Annotated in this window: 22 protein-coding genes; all 22 read right to left on the bottom strand. The window is 43.2% G+C overall.

Annotation, left to right across the window (positions count from 1 at the left end):
- Positions 1-57 precede the first annotated feature (57 nt).
- Positions 58-468: a hypothetical protein gene (locus tag CA600_RS07525; RefSeq protein WP_256989777.1), complete on the bottom strand. Its 411-nt coding sequence runs from the start codon at positions 466-468 to the stop codon at positions 58-60.
- Positions 469-470: 2 nt separating this feature from the next.
- Positions 471-968, bottom strand: a complete 498-nt coding sequence (locus tag CA600_RS07520) for a chemotaxis protein CheD (RefSeq protein WP_094869621.1) — start codon at positions 966-968, stop codon at positions 471-473.
- Positions 961-1,554 (bottom strand): chemotaxis protein CheC, encoded by a 594-nt coding sequence (locus CA600_RS07515; protein ID WP_371915738.1) that lies wholly within the window; start codon positions 1,552-1,554, stop codon positions 961-963. The genes CA600_RS07520 and CA600_RS07515 overlap by 8 nt, the downstream gene beginning before the upstream one ends.
- A gap of 36 nt (positions 1,555-1,590) precedes the next feature.
- Positions 1,591-2,052: a chemotaxis protein CheW gene (locus tag CA600_RS07510; protein ID WP_076285425.1), complete on the bottom strand. Its 462-nt coding sequence runs from the start codon at positions 2,050-2,052 to the stop codon at positions 1,591-1,593.
- Positions 2,053-2,079: 27 nt separating this feature from the next.
- Positions 2,080-4,152: a chemotaxis protein CheA gene (locus CA600_RS07505; RefSeq protein WP_094869620.1), complete on the bottom strand. Its 2,073-nt coding sequence runs from the start codon at positions 4,150-4,152 to the stop codon at positions 2,080-2,082.
- A 34-nt stretch (positions 4,153-4,186) separates the two neighbouring features.
- A complete protein-coding gene (locus CA600_RS07500) occupies positions 4,187-5,518 on the bottom strand; it encodes a protein-glutamate methylesterase/protein-glutamine glutaminase (protein WP_094869619.1) in 1,332 nt (443 codons plus the stop codon).
- Between the two features lie 33 nt (positions 5,519-5,551).
- A complete protein-coding gene (locus CA600_RS07495; RefSeq protein WP_094869618.1) occupies positions 5,552-6,433 on the bottom strand; it encodes a MinD/ParA family protein in 882 nt (293 codons plus the stop codon).
- Positions 6,430-7,791: a flagellar biosynthesis protein FlhF gene (flhF, locus tag CA600_RS07490; protein ID WP_094869617.1), complete on the bottom strand. Its 1,362-nt coding sequence runs from the start codon at positions 7,789-7,791 to the stop codon at positions 6,430-6,432. The genes CA600_RS07495 and flhF overlap by 4 nt, the downstream gene beginning before the upstream one ends.
- Positions 7,788-9,821, bottom strand: a complete 2,034-nt coding sequence (flhA, locus tag CA600_RS07485; RefSeq protein WP_094869616.1) for a flagellar biosynthesis protein FlhA — start codon at positions 9,819-9,821, stop codon at positions 7,788-7,790. The genes flhF and flhA overlap by 4 nt, the downstream gene beginning before the upstream one ends.
- A gap of 17 nt (positions 9,822-9,838) precedes the next feature.
- Positions 9,839-10,933, bottom strand: coding sequence for a flagellar biosynthesis protein FlhB (flhB, locus tag CA600_RS07480; RefSeq protein WP_094869615.1), 1,095 nt, complete (start codon positions 10,931-10,933; stop codon positions 9,839-9,841).
- Positions 10,934-10,955: 22 nt separating this feature from the next.
- Positions 10,956-11,741: a flagellar biosynthetic protein FliR gene (gene fliR, locus CA600_RS07475; RefSeq protein WP_042194135.1), complete on the bottom strand. Its 786-nt coding sequence runs from the start codon at positions 11,739-11,741 to the stop codon at positions 10,956-10,958.
- Between the two features lie 9 nt (positions 11,742-11,750).
- Positions 11,751-12,020 (bottom strand): flagellar biosynthesis protein FliQ, encoded by a 270-nt coding sequence (gene fliQ, locus CA600_RS07470; RefSeq protein WP_036688516.1) that lies wholly within the window; start codon positions 12,018-12,020, stop codon positions 11,751-11,753.
- A gap of 21 nt (positions 12,021-12,041) precedes the next feature.
- Positions 12,042-12,806 carry a flagellar type III secretion system pore protein FliP gene (gene fliP, locus CA600_RS07465; RefSeq protein WP_042189441.1) on the bottom strand — a complete coding sequence of 255 codons (765 nt, stop codon included), beginning with the start codon at positions 12,804-12,806 and terminating at the stop codon, positions 12,042-12,044.
- The gene (locus CA600_RS07460) at positions 12,803-13,330 is read right to left on the bottom strand and encodes a flagellar biosynthetic protein FliO (protein ID WP_042128914.1); all 528 of its coding nucleotides are present in this window, start codon (positions 13,328-13,330) and stop codon (positions 12,803-12,805) included. Before CA600_RS07460 ends, fliP begins: the two co-directional genes overlap by 4 nt.
- 9 nt (positions 13,331-13,339) lie before the next feature.
- Positions 13,340-13,705 (bottom strand): response regulator, encoded by a 366-nt coding sequence (locus CA600_RS07455; RefSeq protein ID WP_036688523.1) that lies wholly within the window; start codon positions 13,703-13,705, stop codon positions 13,340-13,342.
- 26 nt (positions 13,706-13,731) lie between these two features.
- Entirely contained in the window at positions 13,732-15,033 is a 1,302-nt protein-coding gene (gene fliY / locus CA600_RS07450) for a flagellar motor switch phosphatase FliY (RefSeq protein ID WP_094869614.1), read from the bottom strand.
- On the bottom strand, positions 15,023-16,021 hold the full coding sequence (gene fliM / locus CA600_RS07445) for a flagellar motor switch protein FliM (protein ID WP_042189444.1): 999 nt from the start codon (positions 16,019-16,021) through the stop codon (positions 15,023-15,025). Before fliM ends, fliY begins: the two co-directional genes overlap by 11 nt.
- Before the next feature lie 39 nt (positions 16,022-16,060).
- A complete protein-coding gene (locus CA600_RS07440) occupies positions 16,061-16,528 on the bottom strand; it encodes a flagellar basal body-associated FliL family protein (RefSeq protein ID WP_094869613.1) in 468 nt (155 codons plus the stop codon).
- On the bottom strand, positions 16,525-16,749 hold the full coding sequence (locus CA600_RS07435; protein ID WP_042128923.1) for a flagellar FlbD family protein: 225 nt from the start codon (positions 16,747-16,749) through the stop codon (positions 16,525-16,527). The genes CA600_RS07440 and CA600_RS07435 overlap by 4 nt, the downstream gene beginning before the upstream one ends.
- A gap of 89 nt (positions 16,750-16,838) precedes the next feature.
- A complete protein-coding gene (gene flgG, locus CA600_RS07430) occupies positions 16,839-17,657 on the bottom strand; it encodes a flagellar basal body rod protein FlgG (RefSeq protein ID WP_094869612.1) in 819 nt (272 codons plus the stop codon).
- A gap of 103 nt (positions 17,658-17,760) precedes the next feature.
- Positions 17,761-18,147, bottom strand: coding sequence for a TIGR02530 family flagellar biosynthesis protein (locus CA600_RS07425; RefSeq protein ID WP_094869611.1), 387 nt, complete (start codon positions 18,145-18,147; stop codon positions 17,761-17,763).
- Positions 18,144-18,638, bottom strand: coding sequence for a flagellar hook capping FlgD N-terminal domain-containing protein (locus CA600_RS07420; RefSeq protein ID WP_094869610.1), 495 nt, complete (start codon positions 18,636-18,638; stop codon positions 18,144-18,146). Before CA600_RS07420 ends, CA600_RS07425 begins: the two co-directional genes overlap by 4 nt.
- Positions 18,639-18,644: the final 6 nt, after the last annotated feature.

Below are 18,644 nucleotides of genomic sequence, written 5' to 3'. Positions count from 1 at the left end.
AAGTGAAACTTATACTTTCTTATATTTTAAGATAACCGATTCCGCCACAGCGCTCGCTTATTCTTCTTTCAGGTGACGAACGGCCTTGGCCAATTCTTCAGGATCTTTCATAGAGACTAGTTTTGGGGGTGTAAGAGGCTTGAACCCCTCACTGTTCCCACTCCCTTGTCCTGGCTTCGGTTTCAGTAGATTAATTAACTCTTCATCCTCATTAGGGGTACTGATGTCTAGCTTTGCACCAAGTTCTTCTCCCTCAACATCCTGTTCATCCGGAGGCGATGATTGATACACGATAAAACCCAATACCCATCTTAGGAGGAAAGCAAGCAGAAACCAAGTGATAAATCCTAATAGGCTTCGTAATAAACTAGTACCGAGGACATTATTACTGTAGGTTACAAAAAATGTGAATACAAAACCTATCAAACCAAACAGCAAGTTTATAAAAATATTTCCTATCATCTTCATATTTATATTTCCTTAGCGCCTTTTTGCACACTGCGGATGAACAATACACCAGTGTTGCAGGCAATTTCTATCGTACGGCCATAATTACCGCCCGTGTCTTCCGCAATTAACGGAATTTTCAAATGCTCAAGAGCAAGTTTACAAGATTCAACATTACGAGGCCCGATCCTCATGGTGTCGCTCCCCCCGGCAAAGGCAAACATTTGTGATCCTCCTGCCATCTTGGCTACGATCCGACTCCGGACCGCACCAAGCTCCAGCAAACGGGATAAGAGCTCCGGCACTGCAGTATCTGCAAACTTAGCGATGTTTAATTGCCCTTCCCTAGCAATCTCAGAAGTAGGGAGCATCACATGCGCCATTCCCGCGAGTTTTTTTCCAGGGTCAAACAATGTCAATCCCACGCAGGAGCCAAGACCGGTTGTACGAATCAAACTATCCTGGCTTCCAACGTTAAGATCTGCCATCCCTACTTTAATGATGCTTTGTTCTTCAATCATTTTCAAACGGAACTCCTAGCGATTTGAAGATTTTCGGGAATGATTCCGGATCGGGTATAAGGAAGAATTGTCCTTCAATTTCATTTTTCCCCTCAAAAAAGGTAGTATCGATCAACAATGCATCATCACCCATTTGCCCAAATTGCAGCAAACCGTAGCTTAGGATGGCTCCAGCCATATCCATGGCAAGTGCAGGAACTGTTGGATACATAGAAAGTGAAGTAAAGTCTGCAAGAGAAGATAGATACGATCCTGCTAATATATTTCCAATTTCACTCAGCGCGGAAAGCTCCATTTCTCCAAGTTCTTGGTCACTCAAAATCTCGATGCCTGCAATGCGACTGAGTAAGTTCAAAGCGGCTTCCGGAGAAAGAATAAAAAACAGGTTGCCCGGAGCTTCTCCCTCCACACGTAAGAAAACTGCATATACTAGTTCTTCAGCTCCACCAACTTTGTCCGTAATCTCTTCAAAGTTGAGAAGCTGTACCTTGGGAACAGCCATATCAATCGGCTTATTCAAGAGCTGTGATAATGCGGTGGCTGCATTCCCAGCTCCAATATTCCCGACTTCCTTAAGCACATCCATTTTAAAATCCTTATAGTGCTTAAATAATTCCACAGGTTAGCCCTCTAGGCTTTCTAATTGAACGATTTCGCCTTTGTTAAGCACTTCTGACAGATTAAGCATGATCAGCAAGCGCTCTTCACCTATCTTGGCCACCCCATCTAAATACTTCGCTTTGATGCCGCCAACAACATCTGGAGGTGTATCGATAGAATCTCTGTTCAAATCTATTACATCATTTGCTGAATCTACAATGAAACCTACTTCCATTTCATTAACTGATACGATAATTACACGAGACTGGTCTGTCTGCTCCGCCTCTTCGATCCCAAAGCGACCACGAAGGTCAATCACAGGGATAACAACACCACGTAAATTAATTACACCCTTGATAAAAGAATACGTTTTAGGTACACGAGTTATTGGCATCATGCGCTCAATGGTCTGTACCTTCTCAACTTCGATACCGTATTCCTCTGAGCCTAATTTGAACACTATCACTTTAATATCTTCAGCCATGGAATGAACCTCCCTGTTCTATCCTAGTTATTTAATAAAAGCGTTCGGATCAATAATAAGTGCTACTTGACCATCTCCAAGTATCGTTGCGCCAGATATCCCTTGAATTTCAGGTAAATATTTACCAAGGTTCTTGATAACGATCTCGTTCTGACCAATAAAATCCTGTACCGCCAAGGCCACAAGACGTTCTCCCTTACGTACAACTACGATCTCTGTCTCTTCTTCAGTACTCTCATCATAATCAGGCACCGAAAATAGTCGACTAAGAGATACTAGTGGAATATGAGAATTCCGGAACTCTAACATTTTGTTGCCATGAATCGTACGGATTTGAGTGTTCTTCACGATTCCAGTTTCCACAATAGAGGATAATGGAATGGCGTACTTCTCAGAGCCCAACCGAATAAGCATGGCCGCAATAATGGATAGCGTAAGTGGCAGCTGTACTGAGAAATTCGTTCCTTTACCTGGTGAAGAATAAATGGTTACATTCCCACCCAGGGAAGAAATCTTAGCTTTAACAACATCCAGTCCTACGCCACGTCCTGAGACATCAGAAATAACTTCTGCCGTGCTGAAACCTGGTGCAAATAGTAGTTGATAAGCTTCATCATCCGTCATATTTGCTGCCTGTTCTTGCGTAATCACGCCTTTTTTCACAGCAGACTTCAATACCTTCTCTGGGTAAATACCTGTTCCATCTTCTTCAATTTCAATGAAGACATGATTTCCGCTGTGGAAAGCACGTAAATGAACTGTCCCAGTCTCTGGTTTACCAGCAGCAATACGATCAGCAATGGATTCAATACCGTGATCAACCGCATTACGCAATAAATGCACAAGTGGATCACCAATTTCATCGATTACCGTCCGGTCTAGCTCTGTTTCGGCACCCGTTACAATTAGATCTACTTTCTTATCCAGCGACTTAGCTAGATCACGAACCATACGTGGGAACCGGTTAAATACGGTATCTACTGGAACCATCCGAAGCTTCATCACAATATTCTGGAGATCTCCGCTTACTCTGCCCATATGCTCGACGGTTTCCGTAAGATCGCCATTCTGAACCTCTGAAGCCAGCTGCTCTAAACGAACTCGGTCAATCAGAAGTTCACTAAATAGATTCATTAGCACGTCTAACCGTTCGATATCTACGCGAATCGTACGTGAAGGCGCCCCTCCTGTTTTGGCTGCTCCTGGCTTATTACCCTCATCTTTGGTAGGCAATGGTTTAGATGCTACTGGAGCAGCAGGAGCTGTTTCCTCTACAGTGGCTGTTGCGGCAACCTCTGACACGGCTGCTGCCGATTCTTGACCAAGCATTTTCAAGGATTCTTGATCTAGTGCTACTGCTGTTACTTTATCAATTTCAGACAAATTCATAATCATTGCCTGAATCTGATCAGCGGTTTTTTGGGTTATGTAATAGAGTGAGAAGCTTTGGTCAAATTTCTCTTGTTCTATATCTTGAACGGATGGGAAGGATTTAACTACTTCACCCGAACGTTCGAGCAGATCAAACACCATGTATGCACGTACAGCCTTAAGTTGACAATCCTTTCGGATCGTTACGTCCACATACAATGCATGATGCCCTTCCTGAATCGATTGTTCCAGAACAGAAAATTGGAACTCATCTAAATGAATCGGAGTTTCAGCTGCTTGTGCAGCAGGCGTATTAGCAGCAGAGGCTGCTCCGCCTTCAACCGGAATCTCACCCCGGACGATAGCCTGTAAGGATGAGACAATGGCTGATACATCTGCTTTACCTTCGCCGCCTCTAGTAATATCCTCAACCATAGACTCTAAGGCATCCAAACTTTTGAATAACGTATCAAAAATAAAATCCTGCATGCGCAGCTTGTTATTACGTACAAGATCTAACACATTCTCCATTTGGTGTGTAAGTGAAGCTAAATCTTCAAAGCCCATAGTCGCTGCCATACCTTTTAAGGTGTGCGCAGAGCGGAATATTACCTGTACGATACTAAGATCCTCAGGATTCGCTTCCAGCCCCATCATGCTCTCGTTCAATGACTGCAGATGATCATTCGACTCATCAATAAACATGGATAAATATTGGTTCATGTCCATAGTAGAGCTCCTCCCCTTCGAGTTCGCTTTTCCGTTATTTAACGGCTTGCACTAGCCTTGGAGCAATTTCTTGCAAAGGCAGTACATATTTGACGCACTGCAATTCCACCGCAGATCGCGGCATCCCGTAAACGACGCAGGTCTCTTCACTTTCAGCAAATGTTGAGGTAACCCCTGAGTCATAGAGAGATTTCATCATCCTAGCACCATCACTACCCATCCCTGTCATCAACAACACGTGCCGATCCAGAGATGTGAGTGGAAGCAATGATTCGAATAAAACATCCACTGAAGGTCGGTGGCCATTTCGCGCCTCCTCCTTCGTGAGTACAACTGCATATTGCCCTTTAGATGTTGGGGTAACTTGTAAATGATAGCCTCCAGGCGCAATGTAGGCTGCTCCTTTTCGTAATATCATCCCCTGCTCTGCTTCTAACACTTCTAGCGGACTGAATGTATTCAGACGCTGAGCTAGTGATTTCGTAAAGTTAGGCGGCATATGCTGCACAATGACAATAGGAGCCGGAAAATCCGCTGGAATTTTCTCCAGGAGTACCTTCAGCGCACGAGGTCCGCCTGTAGAACAACCGACAGCAACTAATTTGTGCAAATTCTTGCTACCAACCATTCGATCCGGAGAAAGTCCCGGAGGATCAGAAGATACCTCCACTAAAGACTCTATCACCGGTTTGGGCGGAATGGATTTATTCTCTACTTTAGTCTTTGGTTTAGACTTTTCGATTAACGGTGTTTTAGCAGAGATGATTGGTTTGGTTGCTTTTTTAGGGATAATACTATCTACTGGCTGTTTCCCCCGAGGTTTTCTCATTCCTTCATCTTTGAGAGAAGATTTGAGTGCTGCCTTGGATTTTTCCGGTAACAATCTCGGTGCAGTCGGCAGTAATGGCTCTAAAGGCGTGATGTCAGGCATCCTAAAAGCAGATGCTCGCGCTTCACGTTGCTCTCGAGCCAGCATAGCTTCTTTCATTTGCTCTCTTAGAGATTCCCCTACGACCGTAATATCCTGGGAATTTGATATCGAAGGTTTACGAATGAAATCAAAAGCGCCCCATTCCAGTGCAAGAATGGTTTCCTTCATGCCCTCTTCATTGATGCCTGACAGCATAATCACTGGCAGCGGATCTGACGCCATTATTATTTTCAGCGCTTCCAGGCCGTTCATCTCCGGCATTTCCACATCCATAGTAACTAGATCCGGCCGAAGTTTGTTTATTTTCTCGATAGCCTCGCGACCATTTGTGGCTGTTGCCGTCACCTGAAAGTCAGCGTCATTTTCAATTAAATCGGAAATGATCTTGCGCATAAATGCAGAATCATCAACAACCAAAACTTTATATGGCTTCATATCATTTCCACCTCTGTTCCAGATTCAGAACAATTATTTACTTCGCTTCAACCATTTATGGATAAAGCCTTTAATGCCTTGAACTTTTGTATCTTTTTTACCATCTATGGTCAAATAACTTAGGGCTAGCCGATGTATATCTTTTGCAGCAACACTGTTTGGAAAAGCCAATGAAAATGGCGTCTGCCTTTTGACAGCCTGCACTACATGGGCATCTGAGCTTATATGACCAAGATAGGAAACATCTAATTGTAAAAAACGACTGGCTGCCATACGGATCTTATCACTTGTCACTGATGCTTCTCTCTCATCACCCGCTTGATTCACGATCAGTTTAAAAGAAATCTCCGGATACGTCCGATTCACAACCTTCATTAATGCGTAAGCATCTGTAATAGCAGTTGGCTCTGGTGTTGTAACTACTAGGCAATCGTCCGCAGAGGTTATAAACTTCATCGTTTCCTTAGATAATCCAGCACCTGTATCAAACAAAATATAATCCATGCTGTCCCCAATAAGGGCTATCTGAGCTGTGAAATAATTAAGGTCCGATTCCGAAAGAGAAAACAACTCATCCATGCCCGATCCACCTGCTATAAAAGGAAGCCCGTTCGGTCCTAACTGAATAATCTGCTCAATATCCGCTTCTCTTTTTAACAGATGATATAGGTTATACTTCGCCGATACGCCCATTAACACGTCTATGTTAGCCATGCCAATATCTGCATCAAACAGCAATACCCTCTTTCCCATTGCTTTTAAAGTTAAAGCGAAATTAAGTGTAAAATTCGATTTCCCTACGCCACCTTTACCACTACAGACAGTAATGATACGGGCGGATGTTTCCCCTTTTTCAGCTAGTTTAGGCTCCTGACTGGATACAAGCTGTCTCAAGGATTGTGCCTGATCCATCATGATTCACCTGTTCCAAGAAGCATCTCACTAAGTTGTTCTTTGGAAGCCATCAATAAATCGTCAGGTACATTTTGACCATTGGTCATATAAGATAATGTGAGAGGGAAATCATTCAGGACGTTAAAGAGTGGTCCATAACTTCCCGTCTCATCTAGCTTGGTAAAAATAACTTTATCCAGCTTGTACCTGCCGAAGTGCTCTGCAATCAATTTCATATCACGGCTTTTCGAAGTTAAGCTGAGCACAAGATAGGTCTCACTTCTTAATTCCTTCGCTAACAAGCTTTGAAGTTCTGCTACAAGCATATCATTACGATAATTCCGTCCAGCTGTATCCATAATTACAAGATCACAACTCTCCAATCGAAAGAGTGCTCTTTGTAAATCTCCGGGAGATTGTACAACCTCTAGCGGAACATTCAGGATAGCTGCGTATGTACGCAACTGCTCCACAGCTGAAATCCGATACGTATCAGAGGTGATAAAACCAACCTTGCGTCCGTTTTTGAATAGCTGTTCAGCCGCAAGCTTGGCTATGGTAGTAGTTTTCCCTACTCCTGTGGGCCCTGCAATATATACGATTTGGGTATCATGTGCAATTCCATCAGCGATTCGCCCTGACAGGAATCCATCGAGCTGTTCTTTTAAGGACTCCTGAAATTTCTCAGGGCCCCAAGTCCGCCCTTCTTCCGCCCAACGTTCGGAGATATTACTGATCCACTCTTCAACAAGTACAGTGTCCATCTCCTGCTCAATCAAAAGATCTCTAAGCTGCTGGAGACTATCGGGTAATTCTCTTGCCCCTGAAGACTGCCTCGCGATTCGTTCCATCCAAAGCTTCATATCTCTAATTTCACGAAGAACATCATTCTCGAGCGCCGAGGCAACCTCTGGCGTTTGATCTAACCCTAAAGATTCATATAAGGCTGATACTGAGGTAGCTTCATCTGAATTGGATTCAAGCGATTTCTGATCAGGCTCTGGATGTTTGGCTGTCGATTCTTTTACATCAATAGCTTCCGACAAGGCAGCGGCGATTTCTGCAAAGGACCGAGGCTCTTCCGGCTTTTCCAATATGACAGTAGAAGCAGATGATGAAGATGTAGCTTTTTGATAGGCTTGCGGGACAGCGCTGCGCGGGATGTTCATCGCAGGCTTCACAGGCTTTTCAGGAGCACTCTCCTTTTGAGCTTTTTCTACAGCCGCTACAACCTCTATTTTTTTCTTTTTAAACAATCCTAAAAATCCGCCAATCTTGATTTCTTTAGTACTTAAAATTACAGCCTCGCTTCCAAGCTCACTGCGAATGGAATGCATGGCGTCAGGCATCGTATCCACCACATAACGCTTCACTCTCATAAATTCACCACTCCGACGCTTTGTATTTCAATGTTAGGCTCTAGTTCGCTATAAGACAGTACAGGAATATCCTGCATGGTCCGTTCAATCACCTGCCGCAAATACATACGAATGGTTGGTGATGTTAGTACAATGGGCTGTTGTCCTGACTGCAGCAGACGATTGATCTGTTCACTTAACCGCTGATAGATCGTTTGAGTCGATGCTGGATCCAATGCCAGATAACTGCCCTGTTCAGATTGCTGCACACTCTCAGAAATTTTCTTCTCTAGGTTAGGTCCCACCGTAATAACTTTCAGAGTCTCTCCAACTTGCGAAAATTGCTGAGTAATCTGTCTGGACAAGGATTGACGGACATATTCGGTAAGAATATCAGGATCCTTGGTGTACGTCCCGTAATCCGCCAACGTCTCAAAGATAGTAACCAAATCCCTGATGGATATTTTCTCGCGCAGCAACTTGGCAAGTACCTTTTGAACATCCCCAACCGCTAATACCGAAGGAATAAGATCATCAACAAGCACAGGATAATTGTCTCTTAGGTTATCCACCAACATCTTAGTTTCTTGTCGTCCTAACAACTCATGTCCATACCGCTTAATCAGCTCCGTCAAATGTGTTGCAACAACGGATGGTGGATCTACTACGGTATAGCCGGACAATTCAGCCCGCTCTTTAACCGATTCGTCAATCCATAACGCAGGAAGTCCAAAGGATGGTTCAATGGTCTCAATACCGTTTATAGATTCATCATCATAGCCTGGACTCATGGCTAAGTAGTGATTAAGTAATAATTCACCGCCGCCGACAGTATTTCCTTTAATTTTTATGACATATTCATTCGGTTTTAGTTGAATATTGTCGCGAATGCGAATAACAGGTACTACAAGACCCATTTCAAGGGCACATTGCCGTCGAATCATGATGATACGATCTAGTAAATCTCCACCCTGACCTGTATCTGCCAAAGGTATAAGACCGTAGCCGAACTCGAATTCAATAGGATCTACAGAGAGTAAATTAATTACACTTTCCGGACTTCGTACCTCTTCAATCTGTTTTTCTTCAACAAGCTGCTCTTCGGCAATCTGTTTTCGATTTAAATTTTGTCCCATACTATAGGCTGCAAAAGCCAGCAAAGCAGCTAGCGGGAGCGTAGTAATCATATGTATAGGTGTAAATAGACCTAGAAAAGCAACAGTAACTGCAACAATATATAACAACTTTGGATAGGACAGTAACTGACCTGTTAATTCTTCTGCCAGATTACCTTCCGATGAAGCTCTAGTAACGATAAGACCTGCTGCAGTCGAAATGAGCAAAGCAGGAATCTGGCTGACTAGACCGTCCCCGATCGTCAATACGGAATAAGTAGATAACGCAGTAGAGAAGTCCATTCCGTGCACAACCATACCGATAATAAATCCACCAATAAGATTGATCAACAGAATAATGATACTCGCAATCGCGTCTCCTTTAACGAATTTACTCGCACCATCCATGGCTCCGAAAAAATCCGCTTCCCGCTCAACATTGCGGCGACGCTCACGTGCCTGTGTTTCGTTAATCATGCCTGCGTTAAGATCGGCATCAATACTCATCTGCTTGCCGGGCATTGCATCCAGGGTAAATCTCGCCCCTACCTCAGCTACACGCTCTGAACCTTTAGTAATAACAATAAACTGAACAACTACCAAAATCAGAAACACGATAAATCCAACGGCAATTTGTCCGCCGGCGATCCAGCTACCGAAAGTAGATACCACGGAACCGGCATCTGCATAAGTCAGGATCAATTTCGTTGTCGAAATATTTAGTGAAAGACGAAACAATGTCGTAACAAGCAATAATGAAGGAAAAATTGAAAATTCGAGTGCATTCTTCGTGTTCATAGCCACTAGTATGATAATTAATGCTATAGAGATATTAATAACTAGCAAAACGTCCAAAAGCCAGGACGGGATAGGCAGAATCATCATAAGCACGATACCGATGATGCCTAGCAAAACTGTTAAATCTTTAGCTTTCAATGTCCTAACCCCCCGCCTTATTTCCTCTTACCTTTAAGTTTATATACATATGCCAGCACTTCAGCTACAGCCTGAAACAGATCATTTGGAACGACATCTCCAATTTCTGCTCTTTGGAATAATGCCCGTGCCAGCGGTTTGTTTTCCATAGTCACGACGCCATGCTCTTTAGCCAGCTCCCGAATACGAAGTGCTACATAATCCTGCCCTTTTGCAATAATCTGTGGCGCCTCCATTTTGGAGCCATCATATTTTAGCGCAACAGCAAAGTGAGTTGGATTCGTAATAATTACATCCGCGTTAGGAACTTCCTGCATCATACGCTGCATGGCCATTCTGCGTTGGCGTTCCCTGATCTTACCTTTAATTAGAGGGTCACCCTCCATTTTCTTGTATTCATCCTTAATATCCTGCTTAGACATTTTCAGGCTTTTTTCGTGCTCGTACTTCTGATACATAAAATCTAGAATAGCCATAATTAGCAGGGCAACCCCGATTTTCAGTCCAAGACTCATCGTCAGCTTGGCCGCAAACTTAAAAATCCCCTCCGCACTGATATGCGACAGGGATGCAAAGTTCTTCTTTTCTCCCCATAAAGTGCTATATACCAGATAAGAAATAATTAGAAGCTTAAATATTGATTTCAGGAATTCTACAAACGAACGCATAGAGAAAATATTTTTGAATCCTTTTATCGGATTAATCTTACTGAATTTAGGAGTAATCCCCTCTCCTGTAGCCATAAAGCCCACCTGCGCCAAGTTGGAAACAAGTGCCATAACAAACGCAAATCCAAGTAATGGGGCTAGCAAAATCAAGATTTGCAAGCCATACTGATTAAATAGCAGCGTTATATTCTCAGGTGTAACATCCAGCATCATTCGATTCTGAAAAACGTCCGTGTATAGCTTCATAAAACGCTCTTTCATAAAACCACCAAACATCATCAAGCTAACTACCGCAGCTAGCAATACAACCGCACCAGACAGCTCAGCACTTTTGGCTACTTGGCCTTTTTTACGAGCATCCTGCCGTTTCTTCGGGGTTGCTTTTTCCGTCTTTTCACCGGCGAAGAGTTGAAGATCTAGTCTATAACGCTTCGTCTTAGGCATAATACTCTCCCCTTACGGTCACCTACGGCTTCTTCCCCATGAGACCCAGTAAATTCTCCATGGATTCGAACATGATTTCGAAGAGATTCTGAAACAACACAGCCAGACCTGGCATCAGCACTAAAAGAAGTGCAATGCCTATGATGATTTTTAGCGGAACCCCTATAACGAATACATTATATTGCGGAGCCGTTCTCGCCAAAAAAGCAAGACCAACATCGGTCAGAAACAGTGCAGTCACTAATGGAGCCGACATCTGAAAAGCTAATACAAACGACTGCGCAAATGTTCGGACCAGAAACTCTGACAAACTACCATCAACCATGCGTAGAAATAAATCATTATTCATAGGAATCCATTTATAGCTGTACACAATGGCATCTAGTAAATGGTGATGTCCATTCATGCTCAAAAACATTAGCAGGGCTATCATATATTTGAAATTACCGAGAATAGGTGCTGACGTTCCTGTCATAGGATCTATGACGTTGGCAATACCGAAACCAATCTGAATATCAATGAAAGAACCTGCTGTCTGTATCGCCATAAACATCAAATATCCAATGAAACCTAGCAATAAACCTATTAATACTTCTCTCATAATCAGCAAAATATAACTAAAATCCTGCGGAATCGTAATCCCTGTTCCATTAGCACTAAAGACTACCAATGCTACAAAAAAAGATATGCCTATCTTAAAAGTTGTCGGTACCCCTTGAGAAGAAAATACAGGAACGACAACAAAAAAGGCTGTAATTCGACAAAAAATAAGCAAAAAGACGGGTAAACTTTGCAATAAGGTATCCATGTTCATTGGTTAACCAATATACATGTAGAGATTTCCTAGAATTTGGCTAGTAAAGTCAATTAGCTTCGTGATGATCCACGGCCCAAATAGCAATAAAGCCAGCAGTACTGCGACGATTTTTGGAACAAACGCTAGCGTCTGTTCCTGAATCTGTGTCGTAGCTTGAAAGATACTGATTATTAGCCCTACCACCAGACCAAGAATCAGCATGGGAGCGCTGACTTCCAGCACTAAATATACGGCTTGGCTTGCTAGACCGATAATAAACTCCGTACTCAATCCTCATGCCTCCTCTTAAGGTCAGGTGTTAAAACTAAGAAGTAGTGATTTAATGACTAAGTACCAGCCGTCTACCAGTACAAAGAGCATAATTTTAAAAGGTAATGAAATCATGACCGGGGGAAGCATCATCATTCCCATGGCCATCAGCGTACTCGCCACAACAATATCAATAATCAGAAATGGAATGAAAATTAAGAAGCCCATTGTAAAAGCTTTTTTCAATTCTCCAATTGCGAAAGCTGGCACCATCACCGTCAGTGGAATATCACTGTATGTAGCCGGTTTAGCCGATCCCGTATAACCGGTATATTTCATAAATAACAAAAGGTCTTTGGAATTGGTCTGTTTAAACATAAACTCTTTCATCGGATCAGCAGCTTTATCAAAAGCCTCAGTCTGGGTAATCGTCCCCTTCATATACGGCTGTAATGCCGTTTCATTTACTTGCGCCAAAGTTGGCGACATAATAAATAGGGTCAGAAATAGAGCAAGCCCTACCAGCACCTGATTGGGAGGCATGGCCTGAGTACCAAGTGAAGTTCTAACAAAACCGAGCACGATTACAATTCTAGTAAAACTGGTCATAAGAACTAGAAACGCCGGAGCAATACTCAGAACCGTAACGAGAAGAAGAATGGATATGGAACTGGTACCACCGCTTGAACCATCTTCATTACCGACCTGAATATTAACATTAGGTATAGGATCAGCATGTATCGGCCGCATCATGACTATACTAATGAACCCGAACAGCAGAATAGCAAGAATTAGCTTCTTTTTCATAAATTCCTCGACTCATCCTTAGTAGCATCATCCCGGAACAGCTCTTCCATTTTCTCTTTACGCTCTGGTGCAGAACGAAGCTTGGATTGCAGTGTCTCGTAAAAAGATGATGTTTCACTAAGCTCGATTTCTTCTGATGGAACCTCCCCACGCAGCTTAACCTTAACCTTGGCAATAAGCGGTGCGAGAAAATTATTCTGGTTGGAGGACTGATCCTCAAATGCTGCAATGATCAAAGCCACCTCATCTGGATCAGTGACTTTATCCAAGATGGATATGTTCTCACCAATCCCGATTAAGTAAAGGCTGCTTCCCAGTTCAATAACCTGCATCGACTTGTTAGGTCCCAGCCCTACAGCACCAAGCGTCCGAATGGAGCGCCCGCTCATAAAGGTCTGATTACGACGTCCAAGAAAACGGATCAGCAGCACAATAAGTACAATGATTACCGCAAGGACAATAATAACGTTAAGCAAATTCAGCAGGGTGTTATTGCTACCGAGCGGTTCTGAATTGACGGGCATGTCTTTTTCCTACACACCCAACGTCTTGTTGATAGCTTCGATAACGCGGTCTGCCTGGAAAGGCTTCACAATAAAGTCCTTCGCTCCCGCTTGAATAGCATCGATTACCATAGCCTGCTGGCCCATGGCTGAACACATGATGACCTTAGCAGCCGGATCTACTTTCTTGATTTCTTTCAGGGCGGCGATTCCGTCCATCTCAGGCATAGTAATATCCATCGTGATGAGGTCCGGACGCAGTTCCTTGAATTTTTCTATCGCTTGAGAACCGTCCTGAGCTTCGCCCACTACTTCAAATCCGTTTTTCGACAAAATGTCACGGATCATCATTCTCATAAATGCTGCATCGTCCACGATTAGAATTCGGTTAGCCATTTTTACAAAATCCTCCCTAAGTATGCTTATTGTAATTTCTGAATTCGGTCCCACTGGCTGACGATATCCGTAACGCGTACGCCGAAGTTTTCGTCGATAACTACGACTTCACCTTTGGCAATAAGCTTGTTGTTAACCAAAATATCTACAGGCTCACCGGCGAGCTTGTCCAGCTCAATGATCGAGCCTTGAGACATTTCTAAAATATCTTTAATCTGCTTCTGGGTCCTTCCTAATTCTACGGTTACTCTAAGCGGTATGTCCATCAATAAATTTAAATTGTTTTCATCAATATGACCAAAAGCTCCACCGTTAAGGTTAGCAAATTGTACAGGCTGTACATTTACATTGCGATTCGCTTCAGGACTAAGCGGTGGTGTCTGCCCATAAGGCATGCCTTGAGGCGGCATTCCGTAGGGTGGCATCCCTGGCATGCCATACGCCGGCATTCCTGCTGGAGGATAATAATATCCTCCTTCTGGCATTCCTGGATAACCAGGCATCCCCTGCGGCGGGTATGGCGGAGGTGTTTCTCCTGTGGGCTGTGAAGGCGCCTGTTGCACTGGAGGAGCTACAGGAGGCGTCTCTTGAGCTGGCTTAGCAGGAGTCTCTGTCGACGTAACTGCAGCCTCCTGCGCTGCAGGGCTTACATCACCCAGAAGCATCGTCACCATATCCTTAGCAAACTGGACAGGCAAGAGCTGCATAATAGTAGAATCTATTAAATCTCCTATCTTAAGTCGGAACGAAATCCGAATTAAGGTTTCGTCATTGGGTAAGCTGCCAACACCTTCACCGCTGGACATGTTCAGAATGTCGATACCCGGAGGCGAAATATTAACAAATCGATTGAAGATAGTAGACATTGATGTGGCAGAAGAACCCATCATTTGGTTCATAGCTTCCTGCACAGCACTAATGTGGATTTCATTCAATTCTTCATCTTTAGGTTCGCCTTCTCCACCAAGCATTAAATCTGCGATAACCTGTGCATCCCTAATTTTAATAACAAGTGAGTTAATACCCTGAAATCCATCAACATATTCCACGTGTACAGCTACATGCGGCTTAGGAAAGGCCACTTCAAACTCCCCTCGTGTAATGATGGAAACTTGAGGGGTGGTAATATCAACCTTTTTCCCCAGTAATGTGGAAAGAGCTGTAGCTGCACTGCCAAACGTTATATTACCGATTTCACCCAAAGCATCCTGTTCAAACGGTGTTAAATAGTCATTTACCGTTTTCTCTGAAGGAGCCAATGAGCCTTCCGCAGATTGTCTCAGAAGGGCGTCGATTTCTTCTTGGGATAAATAATCTTTACTCGTCAAATTCTTCAACTCCTTCACTGACAATCTCGTCTATTTGCACGGCTACCCGGTCCTTCACCATTCCAGGACTTCCGATGAACTTAAGCTTCTCCCCTACCTTAATCGAGAGTCCAGAATCTACATTCCTGTTTAGTGAGATCACGTCACCGACGCTAAGCCCAAGAAACTCAGATATAGATAAGCTCGATTCTCCCAGTTCAGCGACAATCGGCAGTTTCGCCTTATGAACTCTAGCCTTAATGGCTTCAAGCTCATCTGCATCCCGCGTCTTCTTCTCTGTTACAAACCATTGGTGAACAGATAGTCTAGACATTATTGGTTCCAGAACGACGTGCGGTATGCAAAGATTAATCATACCTGTTGTATCTCCAATTTTGGTGCTTAACGAGATTAATGCAATGGTCTCATTGGGCGATACAATTTGCATGAACTGTGGGTTCGTTTCGAGCGCTTCCATGCGCGGATGGATATCCAGCACAGTCTTCCAAGCTTCCTGCAAGCTCTCAAAACATCTGCTGAAGATACGCTCCATAATCGTTGTTTCGATTTCAGTTAAAGCATTAATCTTAGATGGTGCAGTCCCAAAACCGCCCAGCAATCTGTCCAGCATAGCGAAAGCGATGTTTGGATGAACTTCCATTACCATTCGACCTTCTAAAGGTTCGGCTTCAAAAATGTTCAGTATTGTCATTTTCGGAATGGAACGAATGAATTCATCATAAGGGAGCTGCTCTACTTGAACGACATTAATCTGCACAAAGGTGCGTAATTGGGCTGAAAAGTACGTTGTAAGATAGCGTGCGAAATTGTCATGAATCCTTGTAAGACTACGGATATGATCTTTAGAAAATCGAACGGCCCGTTTAAAGTCATACGATCGGATCTTCTTCTGAGTTTCTTCCTTTTTAAGCTCATCGGCATCCATCTCACCTGAAGAAAGTGCAGCAAGTAGAGCATCTATTTCGTTTTGTGATAGTACATCAACCAATTCAATCACCCCCCTATCAAAGAATTATCATGCCTGAAGCTACATAGAAGCCAAAAGGTATTTGGTGACTTCGATCTGAGTGATTTTGCCTTCGGTCAATGTCTTATTGATCAGATTAACAAGCTTGCTGCTAAGCTGGTCTTTGCCATTTGCTCCATTAAGCTCCTCAGGTTTGGTATCTGCAAGCGTTTTGATAATAATCGGTTTGATTTTGATCTCTTTTATTTTTTCGAATGCTTCCTTTGATTTCGCAGAATTCAGTTGGAAAGCGAAATCTATCTGAACGATATAATCGGGATCAGCAAGATTTGTTTTGATATCTTTGATCTCTGCCGTTAATTCGACGATTTCATCAGCAGTTAAATGTTTGGTTTCCACACTTTGAACCGCAGCATTTACATCATTCGTATCATTCGGAAAGATCTTGTCCATTAATAGAAATGCGGCTATCACGATAAGTGTAATCGCAAGTAAAATCGTAAGTAACCATGGCAGCATCTTCTTCATGTTAGCTCCTCCATTGACTGGACTTTAATGGTGGCAGCATATGTGCCTATGTCCCTGTTATAATCCCGGATCTTCGTAATAACTTCATCCGCTTTTTCAAGCACGATCAGTCTTTTTCCGGTTACTAGTGTAATATATGTATCCGGGCTTTCTTCTACCATTTCTACCAGTAGGGCATTGATCCACATCGGTGTTCCATTTAATCTCGTTACCGATATCATAACAGGCCTCCTAACAAAAATAGGGGGAGGGGTATCTCCCCCACGACTCCGCGTTAATCTTTAAAAAAGAAATTAAATTATTGATAAAATTAACGCTTCAGATTAACTACTTCCTGCAGCACTTCATCAGAAGTCGTAATGATACGGGAGTTCGCCTGGAATCCACGTTGCGATACGATCATTTCTGTAAATTCATTCGTAAGATCCACATTGGACATTTCAAGCTGACCCGAAATGATAGCGCCTGTTCCAGTTTCAGTATCATTCGCTGTCGTAGGAACAAGTTCGCCTTCTGCATTCGCATTAAGTGACATCCGGTACAGATTACCACCGATCTTCTCAAGTCCAGATGGATTAGTAACCTTAGCCACTCCGATCTTCACACCTGCTTCAGTCGTCCCATCCGCCATGGTCTGAACAATCGTTCCATCATTGGAAATGGAGAATGCTGTTACATCATCACCCAGTTGAATGGCAGTACCATCGGCATCTAGCACATGAAGTCCGTCAGAAGTAACAAGATTACGTGCAGCATCTACATGAAAATCTCCTGCACGAGTCAAAAAAGCAGTTTCCTGATCCGCAGTAAGCTTCACTAAGAAAAAGCCATCTCCGTCAATACGCAAATCTGTAGGATTGTTAGTAGTTTGAGCACTACCGGCCAAATGGAGTGTATCAATAGAAGCGATACTTACGCCCAGTCCGATTTGTTTAGCATTCACACCACCTTGGGCATCGTCACTAGGAGCTGTTACACCAGAAACGGTTTGACTCATAATGTCCTTAAACATAACCCGTCCTGATTTAAAACCAATTGTATTGACATTGGCAATGTTATTACCGATTACATCAAGCTTAGTCTGAAAGCCTCTCATCCCCGAAACCCCTGAATACATAGATCTTAACATTTGTGTTGTCCTCCCAGATTATAGAGTCCTAATAACTTACTAAGTGAATGGGACCGCGTCAGTCGGTCAGCGGCCGCCTCGGCTTTCCGTTAGGACCAGCCGGTTATGAAATCACAATTGCACTATCAATTTGCGTAAACACGTTATCTTTAATCGAACTTCCATCCATTGCGGTTACAACCGTACGATTCGGGACACTTACGATAAATGCCAAATCCTTCATTAATATCAAGGATTCTTTACTACCTTTGGCAGCAGCTTTATCCACAGCTGAAGAAATCTGATCCAGTTGTCTGCTTCCAAGTTCAATTCCTCTTTGTTCAAGACGCTTGGCAGCATGATTACTGAATTTTAGTAGTTTCTGTTGCAGTACGCTCTCAAAGGTGGCTTCTCCAGTCACAGTCTGCTTCGGTATCGAAGATCGCTGTAACGTTGAGGAATGTAGGGACGACGCAGGATACAGTTGGCCTATGGTCAGCCTGTCACTCATATTGTCGCCTCGCTTCCTCCGTTATTCTCCGGAGTATTACTATCTGTACCAGAACCATTCTCTGTTGTTGCAGGATTCTGAATTTGTGTAATATCGGTTAAAGCAACTCTGTCTTTCCCCACAACCGCATACTGAATCCCCTTGCTGACAACGATTGATTCAACATTCCCTGTCTTAGGCAGATTTGTGGCGGTATCCGTCCATGTGATATCTTTACCAATCAAGCCGGATACTGAGCCAAGAGACTGATTCATTGATGTAAGCTGTGTAGAGATATTCATCAGCTGCTCAACAGATGTAAACTGTGCCATTTGAGCAATAAATTCTTTATCTTGCATCGGTTGCATCGGATCTTGATTCTGCAGCTGGGTGATCAATATCTTCAAAAACTGATCCTTACCCAAAGCAGAATTTCCTGTTGTTTTAGTAGATTCAGGAGTTGTATAATTCCACTGGTCTTTGGTAGAAACAGGAGGAGTTGTTGTCGTCATAACCGT

Origin of the sequence: Paenibacillus sp. VTT E-133280 (genome assembly GCF_002264385.1) — a bacterium.
GTDB classification, from domain to species: domain Bacteria; phylum Bacillota; class Bacilli; order Paenibacillales; family Paenibacillaceae; genus Paenibacillus_AQ; species Paenibacillus_AQ nitricinens.
This window is presented reverse-complemented; position numbering and strand designations above follow the sequence as displayed.